Source organism: Haematospirillum sp. H1815 (genome assembly GCF_012102705.1).
Classification (GTDB): Bacteria; Pseudomonadota; Alphaproteobacteria; order Rhodospirillales; family Rhodospirillaceae; genus Haematospirillum.
Genome location: NZ_JAAVTA010000005.1, coordinates 115,113 through 122,763, shown reverse-complemented (window position 1 = coordinate 122,763; position 7,651 = coordinate 115,113). Strand labels below are relative to the sequence as shown.

The 7,651-nt window shown below is 52.6% G+C and carries 6 protein-coding genes; 4 read left to right on the top strand and 2 right to left on the bottom strand.

Annotated features, from left to right (window positions below; translation table 11 throughout):
- Positions 1-107: 107 nt before the first annotated feature.
- Positions 108-1,088 carry a helix-turn-helix domain-containing protein gene (locus tag HEQ60_RS06170; RefSeq protein ID WP_168070633.1) on the top strand — a complete coding sequence of 327 codons (981 nt, stop codon included), beginning with the start codon at positions 108-110 and terminating at the stop codon, positions 1,086-1,088.
- A gap of 116 nt (positions 1,089-1,204) precedes the next feature.
- A complete protein-coding gene (locus tag HEQ60_RS06165) occupies positions 1,205-3,214 on the top strand; it encodes a TonB-dependent receptor (protein WP_168070631.1) in 2,010 nt (669 codons plus the stop codon).
- A gap of 61 nt (positions 3,215-3,275) precedes the next feature.
- Here HEQ60_RS06165 and HEQ60_RS06160 read toward each other — a convergent pair whose 3' ends face one another.
- Positions 3,276-3,659, bottom strand: a complete 384-nt coding sequence (locus tag HEQ60_RS06160; RefSeq protein WP_168070629.1) for a nuclear transport factor 2 family protein — start codon at positions 3,657-3,659, stop codon at positions 3,276-3,278.
- 229 nt (positions 3,660-3,888) lie between these two features.
- On the opposite strand from HEQ60_RS06160, the gene HEQ60_RS06155 reads away from it, so the two are divergent.
- Positions 3,889-4,533, top strand: a complete 645-nt coding sequence (locus tag HEQ60_RS06155) for a HutD family protein (RefSeq protein WP_168070626.1) — start codon at positions 3,889-3,891, stop codon at positions 4,531-4,533.
- Positions 4,534-4,615: 82 nt separating this feature from the next.
- Positions 4,616-6,715 (top strand): excinuclease ABC subunit UvrB, encoded by a 2,100-nt coding sequence (gene uvrB / locus HEQ60_RS06150; protein WP_168070624.1) that lies wholly within the window; start codon positions 4,616-4,618, stop codon positions 6,713-6,715.
- Positions 6,716-6,717: 2 nt separating this feature from the next.
- On the opposite strand, the gene HEQ60_RS06145 is transcribed toward uvrB, so the two are convergent.
- Positions 6,718-7,632, bottom strand: a complete 915-nt coding sequence (locus tag HEQ60_RS06145; protein WP_168070622.1) for a glutaminase — start codon at positions 7,630-7,632, stop codon at positions 6,718-6,720.
- Positions 7,633-7,651: the final 19 nt, after the last annotated feature.

Genomic DNA, 7,651 nt, shown 5'->3' with positions numbered 1-7,651 from the left:
CTGTTTTGTGACCTTGTTACCACCACAATGATATTGATAGTTAGTATCAGTTCTGGTTATGATCCCGCCTGTGGAATTGCTGCTTCTCCTTTAGGCGGACTGTCATAATGATAAGTGGGAACAACGTCTTGGCAGGTTATTCTGTTTTCGGGGAGGAGTCTGTTGCAGCGCCTGGGCAAACCTTGCTTGGTGGCAAACGGTGCGGGTTTATTGGTAAGATTAGTCGCTCCCTAACACTCTCCGGTTGTTCCTTACGCCTGTATGACTTTTATTCTGAAACAGGCTTGCAGCAGAAATGCTACCTGGAGCCAGTCTTTGTCATTTGTATCATGCTTGCAGGGTCAGCGCGCTTTGATACGGCAGACCAAAGCGAATACGTAGAATTTTCTGATGGATCTTGCTCCCTGCTTTACACGGACCAACCAGTTCAAGGGATGCTGTGCGTGCCATCCCACACGCAGGTGTCATCAGTTGAGTTACGCTTTCCTCCCCGCGCAGTCGAGGCGTTCTTGTCGACAACATCCGTCACTTTGGCAGGCTACCTGGAACGCTTGTCCGGCCAATGTCGATCAGATGTGCTACCGGTACAGTTCCCGGTTCCTTCCGTTATTCGTAATCTGGCGTCCGACATGCTGGGCAAGGGTCTTGAAAGTGGGTGTGATCGCTTATGGCAGGAAGCATGGTCTCTTGAAATTCTGGCGCATGTCCTGAGACGGTTGGAAGATCAGCCTGTAACCGGCGCTACGGTTCCGGCTACGGTTCTGTCACTTCGTGATCGTCGCAAGGTAGCTGAAGCCCACAGACTAATGGTTACGCAGCTGGATTATGAGTGGTCCATTCGTGAATTGGCAACAGCTGTTGGTCTGAATGAGAACAAGCTGAAGAAAGGATTTGGATGTCAGTTCGGATCTTCGGTTTATGCTTGTTTGCAAAAGCACAGGATGCAGGCAGCCGCTGATCTTCTGCGAAACTGCGCCGATAGCGTTACAGATGTTGCCCTAAGCGTTGGCTATTCAAGCCCGGCGCATTTTGCCAAGGTATTTCGCCGTTACCATGGTGTTTCTCCACGCGAGTTCAGGCGCATATAACAATCATTTGCAATTATAGTCCTGATCGCACTGGGTTCTGACCGGATCGCAGCAGAGGTAGTGCGGCATTGTACGTCATCTATAATTAGTTGCGTCTTTACACGTTCAGGTGATCCATGACATTTCGATCTGTTCTCTTGCCGTGCTGCGGCAGTCTTGTGGCTTTGGTCTTTGCTTCTCATGCATGGGCCCAAACATCCGGATCCCCGGCGCAGGGTGGCGCCCCAGCAGCGGCCCGTCTTGGAACAGTTACGGTTTCGGCCAAGCGTTCTGTTACCCTAGAGGATGTCAGCAGCGGCATTACCGTTCTATCGCATGAGGAACTGGAAAGCGCAGGTGTTCGTTCCGTGACAGACTTGGGCCGCGTGATCCCGGGGTTCTCTGCCGACCGACGCGGAAACAGCGCCTATACTGGTCTTTCCCTGCGCGGACTGGCTCCGCTTGATTACTACACGCCTTCAGTTGTTGTGTATGTGGACGGTGTCCCCCAGGACGCGTCGTTGATGGAACAAAGCCTTTCCAAGGTAGAGCGGATTGAGGTTCTGAAGGGGCCCCAGGGCACCTTGTATGGCAAGAATGCATATGCCGGCGTTATCAACATTGTGACCAAGAAACCGGGCAATACGATGAGCGGCTACGTCAAGACGACTGTTGCCAAACTGGGGCAGGGAGGTGAAGCGCATATAGCTTCCCCCTTGATCAAGGACCATCTGTACGCATCGATAACCGCCCGTGGTTTTCATCGGTCGGCACAGTCGGACTACATTCCGGCTGGATTGGACAAGTATGATGACGGACGTGACCAGCATATGAGCGGGCGGCTCCGCTATGCTCCTGTCGGGGGGCCGCTGGATATCGGGCTTGGCTTTGGTTATGACAAGACGATCGAGAAGAATATCTTCTTCAAGACAATGGATGATGTCAAAAAGAGGAAGGCCAATGCAAAGTATGGTTCCTTTGATCTCTCTGACGATATCCGGCGCCATGTCCATTCGGCATCCTTGGATATTGGGTATGATTTTGGCACTGTGGCCCTGAAATCGATTACAGGCTTACAGAAGCGGAATCATAACCGACGGATTATTCGTAAAGAGAGTGAGGCCCAAGATTCTATCTCTCAAGAGCTACGATTAGCATTCAATCCTGAGCACATCCCTGTCTCTGGCGTTGCTGGAGTTTATGGCGAACATATTGATTTTAAACGTAAATCTTCAATTCTTCGTAGTAAACTGAAGACCAAAAACTATGCTGTGTTTGGTGAGGCAACCTGGGAAGCGAGTGATCGCTTGTCTGTTACGGCCGGTGGGCGTTATGCTCATGATGTAGCTAACATTGATTACGATTATAATGACGGTACTGTAACGGCAATCTTCCGTAAAGATGACAGTTGGGGAGCATTCACACCAAAGGCGGCTGTCAACTGGAAATGGTCTGAAGATTTGGTGCAGTTTGCTTCGATAAGCCGTGGTTATAAGGCCGGGGGCTTTAACCGAACTGAACTTCGGAGTGGTGCTGATAGCCCATACAGCCCCGAGAAATCTTGGAATTATGAAATGGGACTGCGCAGTGACTTTCTTGATCGCAGGGCGCATCTGTCAGGGTCTCTATTTATGACAGACATTGACAATGCACAGATTTATGCGGGTCCCGTGGGACAACAAGCGCTCCACAATGGTGGTGAAGCCAGGGTAAAAGGGGCAGAGGTTGAAGCTCGAGCCAATCTGATGGCCGGCCTCGCCCTGTCTGCCGGAGCCTCGGTCAGTAATTCAAAGTTCACATCGGGTCCCAATACCGGCAAGAAGATGCCGTATACTCCGGAATGGTCAGCCAATACAGCGATCAGTTATTATCACGATGTGCCGTCCCTATCTGGATCTTTGGTGCCTAGGCTGGGTGTGAACTGGTATGGCAAGTCCTATATGGATGAGAACAACAAGTATGCACAAGGATCCTACAGCTTGGTTAATGCCCGTCTGAGCTATGAGTCAGAGGCAATAACGGTATCAGCCTTTGTTGACAACTTGTTTGACAAGGCATACCGCGTTAACGAATTTAATGCAGGGGATAATGCCATCCAGGCCGGTGATGGTCGCAATATTGGCTTGGAAGCTATTATTCGCTTCTAGATTTTTCTATATTACCCTTTACGCCCCGCTGTCTCGGCAGCGGGGCTGGCTGCTGCCAATCTCAGGCAAAATCTGTCAGGCGGCAGATCAGGCCATGACGCAGTTCAAAGAACGAGACGCCGCGTAGATCAATGCGCTGGCCTTCTTTCCAGCCATTGGGAAGGTCTGTTGCAACAATCGCGGCATAGTCCACTTCAAGGGCAACTGCATCGTGCCCGACAACAGCATGGCGGACAGACTGGCTGCGGACTGAAAAAGCACGGATGCTTTGTTCAGCAAGAGTTGTGAAGGCTTCTTTTCCCGCCAAGGTCAACCCGGGCATACCCCCGTTGACGCTCTCAAATATAATATCGTCAGACAGGGTTTCCAGCATGGCTGGAACGTTCTTCTGATTATAGGCATCAATGTACCCGACAACAGCGGTTGGCAGCAAACCGGGGGACATGATTTTCTCCACACCAAAGGGAACGAGAAATACAAAGCCGTACCTTATCTGTGTGGCACCAATGACAGCGTGAATCAAATGGAATCCTTGTGATATCTCTATCGTTGCCTGCAGATTATTTTGTTTTTTATGTGACGTCCCATCCAAAGTATCTGGATGGAAAAGTATTTTGGGTGCAGTCTGATGTGTGGGTCATTCCGGGTTTTATTGCCGGAATATGGGGGTGGTTATGGGTATGCGCCTTCTTGCTCCTGATCGGTACCGACGCATGCCGTGGCGTAACGGTCGCGGTATGACGACCGAGCTTGCCCGTGAACCGGAAGACGGAATGGGCAATTTTCTCTGGCGCATCAGTATCTCCGAGGTTAGCCGACAGGGGCCGTTCTCGTTGTTTCCCGGTTATGATCGTCTTGTTGCGGTTATTGAAGGGGAGGGTATGGATCTTCTGCTCGATGGGTCACTGGTCGAGAGGCTGAGCTGTAAAACAGAACCCTATACCTTTTCTGGCGATAGATTGGCTGAATGCCGTCTTATTGGCGGAATGATCCGGGACTTCAACCTGATTGTTGATCGCCATTATGGTCGTGCCACACTGCACCGCATTCGTAAAGGACCTGGTCTGACAGTGGGGGGGCTGGGGTCTGTCGTCTTGATCTATGCCGTCTCTGGCGAAGCCTGGATCCGGTTCCGGGAGCAGGATGAAGAACAACGGATTCGCCTAGAGGAAGAGTATACCTTGATCTTGGAGGGGGTGCAGGTTGAGATCACGTGCCCGGCAGCAGAATCCGAGGCCATTGTCTCTGAGGTCAGTATTGTTGGGCGTGCAAATTATCATATATGTGTTGGTGCAATTGAAGATAATACCTTGCCATAAGGCACCTCTCCGCTGTGGGGATGGTCATATCTTCCGTAGCGATGTAGAAAATGGGCAGCTCTGACAACAGCTGGCATTTGCGATGACACCCGTTCTTCCCATGTACCAAAAGCCTCCGTCCGGCCCGAAGGCAACATTCCGGTTGGCATCGGACTATGTTCCGGCCGGTGATCAGCCTGCTGCAATTGAAGCTTTGACCAAGGGCATCCTGGCCGGAGAACGGGATCAGGTTCTGTTGGGAGTAACGGGATCAGGAAAAACCTTCACGGCTGCCAAGGTTATTGAGGCATTGGGGCGCCCTGCTCTGGTAATGGCTCCCAACAAGACACTGGCTGCACAGCTGTATGCAGAAATGAAGGCATTCTTTCCCGACAACGCTGTCGAGTATTTTGTGTCGTATTACGATTATTATCAGCCTGAGGCTTATGTACCCCGTACTGATACGTACATCGAGAAGGATGCCTCGATCAACGAGCAGATCGACCGCATGCGCCATGCTGCAACCCGTGCAATCCTGGAACGCCGGGATGTGGTGATTGTCGCTTCTGTTTCCTGCTTGTATGGCCTTGGGTCTGTTGAAAGCTATTCTGCTATGCGGGTTGTGGTCCGCAAGGGCGATGTTCTTGACCGCGATGCGCTTATCCGGTCACTGGTATCCTTGCAATACAGGCGCAACAATGCTGGTTTCTCACGCGGGGATTTTCGTGTACGCGGGGATGTTGTCGAATTGTTTCCGGCTCACTATGAGGATCGAGCCTGGCGTATCGACTTGTTTGGTGACGAAGTTGATCGCATCGTTGAATTTGATCCCCTGACCGGCGAAGTGCTGCTGTCCCTTGCGGAAATGACCGTTTATCCCAACAGCCACCACGTTACGCCGCGTCCCGCCTTGTCCCAGGCTGCCAAGGGCATCCGTGCGGAGCTGAAAGAGCGTCTGAAGACCCTCTCGGTAGCAGGCAAACTTCTTGAGGAACAGCGCCTGCGGGAGCGGACACTTTTTGATCTGGAGATGTTGGAGACAACCGGCTTCTGCAAGGGAATCGAAAACTATTCCCGTTGGTTGACCGGGCGCAATCCGGGTGAGCCACCGCCAACACTCTTTGAATATCTTCCCGAAGATGCGGTACTCATCGTCGATGAGAGTCACGTAACAGTGCCCCAGATCGGGGGTATGTATCGTGGCGACTATAACCGCAAGTCAACGCTTGCTGATTATGGGTTCCGTCTGCCTTCTTGCGTGGACAATCGCCCACTGAAGTTCGAGGAATGGGATGCCATGCGTCCTGCGACGGTTTTTGTTTCAGCAACCCCGGGAGATTGGGAGCTGGAGCAGGCAGGTGGTGTGTTTGTCGAACAGGTTATTCGTCCTACCGGTTTGGTGGACCCAGTCTGCGAAGTGCGGCCTGTCGAATATCAAGTTGATGATCTTCTGGCGGAGGTACGCACCGTTTCAGCCTCGGGAGGCCGAACCTTGGTGACTGTGTTGACAAAGAAGATGGCTGAAGACCTGACTGAATTCTTGCATGATCAGGGTATCCGGGTTCGCTATATGCATTCCGATATCGAGACGCTGGAGCGGATCGAGATTATCCGTGATCTGCGTCTGGGTGTTTTTGATGTGCTTGTTGGGATCAACCTGTTGCGTGAAGGTCTGGACATTCCTGAATGTGCCTTGGTTGCCATCCTTGATGCTGACAAGGAGGGCTTCTTGCGTTCCACCCGTTCCTTGATCCAGACCATTGGCCGTGCAGCCCGTAATGTTGATGGCCGGGTTGTACTGTATGCAGACCGGATGACAGACAGTCTCGTTGCGGCTTTGGATGAAACGGCGCGGCGACGCGAGAGACAGCAAGCCTGGAATGTTGAGCATGGCATTACGCCCGAGAGTGTACGGTCTCGTATACTGGATGTCGTTGGGGATGTGAGTGGCCATGACTATGTGACCGTTGATACAGGTCCTGTCGGTATGGTTGCCCTGACGGGTCAGTCCCTGCAAGATGTTATCCGTGATCTGGACAAGAAAATGCGGGCCGCAGCTGGCAACCTCGAGTTCGAGGAAGCCGCACGTCTGCGCGATGAGATTCGCCGTCTTGAAGCCCTTGATCTGGAAGTTCCGGTTCCACCGCCGACATCTTCAACGATGGCTGGCAAGGCCAGATCATCGCGGCAACGACGTCCGTAACGTTAGAGTTCACCGTTCTCCAGAGCTCGTGCCAGTAGTTCAAGGGCGCGCATACCCCGCACCGAGTTCCCTTTCTCCGTAAGGGGAGGAGACCATACGCAGGCTGTCCCACGTCCGGGAATAACGGCCAGAATGCCCCCGCCAACGCCACTCTTTCCCGGCCAGCCAACACGGAACGAGAAGTCTCCCGTGCCGTCATACAAGCCGCACGTCAACATCAGGGAGCATACCTGCCGGGCTTCAACAGGCCCAAGAATCCGGTTCCCTTTCAGGGTCTTTCCACCTGTCGCAAGGAACAGGCCCGCCCGTGCCAGATCCACACAACTCATTGGTATGGAACACTGTTTGAAATAGGCTGTTGTAACGGCCTCTACAGGGTTCTCCATCCGCCCATGTGCTTTCAGGAAGTAAGCAATCGCGCGATTGCGGTCCCCGTGTAGGTATTCTGAACGAAAAACCGTATCGTCAAATACCAATTTGATATCTCCGGCAAGATGGCCGAGGAAATCGATGACGGCCCTGTCGGGCAGGGCAAAGCGGCTGACAATGGCATTGGTTACGGCCAAGGCACCGGCATTGATGAAGGGGTTTCGCGGTAGGCCATTCTCCTGCTCAAGCAGAACAAGCGAGTTGAAAGCTGTTCCTGAAGGTTCCCGTCCGACTCTCTCCCATAGTTCGTCCCCCCATGTTTGCAGGGCCAGAACCAGAGAAAACAGTTTGGATATACTCTGGATTGAGAAAGGGGAGAAGGCGTCGCCGGCTGTTGCCAGGCGTCCATCCAGCATTTGAAGCGCGATACCGAATCGATCCGGCGCAACACAGGCCAAGGCTGGTATATAATCAGCGACCTTGCCTTCCAGGGGTTCTGCCAGAATGCGATTATAAACGCGGTCAACAACGACCTGAAGCTCATCCACCGGATATGCTCCTGCCAAG

What these genes read in the sequence shown, in the direction of transcription:
- HEQ60_RS06155 (WP_168070626.1), top strand. Translation starts at nt 3,889, where the DNA reads ATGGGTATGCGCCTTCTTGCTCCTGATCGGTACCGACGCATGCCGTGG.
- HEQ60_RS06165 (WP_168070631.1), top strand. Translation starts at nt 1,205, where the DNA reads ATGACATTTCGATCTGTTCTCTTGCCGTGCTGCGGCAGTCTTGTGGCT.
- HEQ60_RS06170 (WP_168070633.1), top strand. Translation starts at nt 108, where the DNA reads ATGATAAGTGGGAACAACGTCTTGGCAGGTTATTCTGTTTTCGGGGAG.
- uvrB (WP_168070624.1), top strand. Translation starts at nt 4,616, where the DNA reads ATGACACCCGTTCTTCCCATGTACCAAAAGCCTCCGTCCGGCCCGAAG.
- HEQ60_RS06160 (WP_168070629.1), bottom strand. Translation starts at nt 3,659, where the DNA reads ATGTCCCCCGGTTTGCTGCCAACCGCTGTTGTCGGGTACATTGATGCC.